The organism is Planktothrix sp. FACHB-1355, from assembly GCF_014748295.1.
In the GTDB taxonomy this organism is placed as follows: domain Bacteria; phylum Cyanobacteriota; class Cyanobacteriia; order Cyanobacteriales; family Aerosakkonemataceae; genus Aerosakkonema; species Aerosakkonema funiforme_A.
This window is the reverse complement of the sequence record NZ_JACJUP010001295.1, coordinates 1-1,845: the sequence shown is the minus strand read 5'-3', so window position 1 is coordinate 1,845 and position 1,845 is coordinate 1. Positions and strand designations below refer to the sequence as shown.

Genomic DNA, 1,845 nt, shown 5'->3' with positions numbered 1-1,845 from the left:
TTTATACAAATATCCGAAGGTTGGGAAACTACTACTTTTGTAATAGCGAAATCTATCCAAATTAAGACTATTGAAAGATTAGAAGTAATTAGCGTTCAACTATAACTCTAACTAAGTCGCTGTTTGGACAAATTTGTGGCATAACATTTGAGAACTTGCCGCGCTTCATAAAGCATCTTAAAGACGTTAAAGCCTAAAACGATAAGCGATCGCACTAGCAACAAACAACAAAGGAAAAAACAATGAAAGCAGTTTGCTGGCAAGGCAACAATAAAGTGGGAGTCGAAACCGTACCCGATCCCAAAATCATCAATCCCCGTGATGCCATCGTTAAAATCACAACAACGGCGATTTGCGGTTCCGATCTGCATCTTTATGACGGCTACATCCCCACGATGGAACAAGGGGACATCTTGGGGCACGAATTCATGGGGGAAGTCGTTGAACTGGGCAGTGAAGTCAAGAATGTCAAAATAGGCGATCGCGTAGTCGTTCCCTTTCCCATTGCCTGCGGTGGCTGTTTCTTCTGTCAACGGCAATTAACGTCTCTGTGCGATAACACCAACCCCAACGCCTGGATAGCGGAAAAAATCATGGGTTATTCCCCATCCGGTATTTTCGGCTACTCCCATATGTTGGGCGGCTACGCGGGAGGTCAAGCGGAATACGCTCGCGTTCCCTTTGCCGATGTGGGATTGTTCAAGATTCCGGATGGATTGACAGACGAACAAGTCGTGTTTCTGACTGATATCTTCCCTACCGGATATATGGCAGCAGAAAACTGCAATATTCAGCCCGGTGATACTGTCGCCATCTGGGGCTGTGGGCCAGTAGGCCAATTCGCCATTAGAAGCGCTTATGTGCTGGGTGCCGAACGAGTCATTGCGATCGATCGCGTTCCCGAACGTTTGCAAATGGCGAAAAACAGCGGGGCAGAAGTTCTCAACTTTGAGGAAATCGATGTTGGTGAAGCCCTCAAAGAAATGACGGGCGGTCGCGGTCCCGATGCAGTGATGGATGCAGTGGGAATGGAAGCTCACGGTTTGGGGCTAGAAGGATTGTACGATAAAGCCAAACAAGCCGTGCGATTGGAGACCGATCGCCCTCACGTTCTCAGACAAGCGATCGTCGCCTGCCGCAAAGGTGGTACTGTATCAATTCCCGGCGTTTATGGCGGCTTTATCGACAAAGTGCCGATGGGTGCTGCGATGAACAAAGGCTTGACCTTTAAAATGGGACAAACCCACGTTCATCGGTATTTGCGTCCGTTACTCGATCTCATCCAAAGTGGTAAGATCGACCCATCTTTTGTGATTACCCATCGTCTACCGCTAGACCAAGCACCGCACGGCTACGAAATTTTCAAGCACAAACAGGACAACTGCATCAAAATTGTACTCAAACCTTAAGGGGATTGAGCCGAGATTTGTTTCAATAGGTGTTTTTTCAAAGCTAGACGATCGCTCCTGCAAAGCGATCGTCTAAACTTTTTGTAAGGCGGAACCTACACTCTTTAGCTGCCGTCGCCACTATTGGTTAGCTCTTTCGGTTTGATGTTGAAGAATGTTCGTATTTCTTAGAGATTTTGGGATGGTGGCTGACGGCAAGGTAATTTAATTATTGGTTTTGATGCTGAAGTTATCGCCCGTGCCGTCCCCCACCCTACGATTAAATAATCTAAACCTTTGATGATAGGCATTTCTTCCCCTAGACCCTAACCCCTAACCCCTAACCCCGACGCCCTAGCTATATTTATGCACTTCATCTTTCAAAAAAGAACTGCAATCGACCGGAATTTTACTGCTTTTATTTTGGGTGTAATTTTATCAGTTAGTGGTATTTTTG

Annotated in this window: 1 protein-coding gene; it reads left to right on the top strand. The window is 46.4% G+C overall.

The genetic code is table 11. From position 1 onward, the window contains the following. The first annotated feature begins 242 nt into the window (after window positions 1–242). A complete protein-coding gene (locus H6S82_RS31725; RefSeq protein ID WP_190468204.1) occupies window positions 243–1,409 on the top strand; it encodes a zinc-dependent alcohol dehydrogenase in 1,167 nt (388 codons plus the stop codon). Window positions 1,410–1,845 lie beyond the last annotated feature (436 nt).

What these genes read in the sequence shown, in the direction of transcription:
- H6S82_RS31725 (WP_190468204.1), top strand. Translation starts at nt 243, where the DNA reads ATGAAAGCAGTTTGCTGGCAAGGCAACAATAAAGTGGGAGTCGAAACC.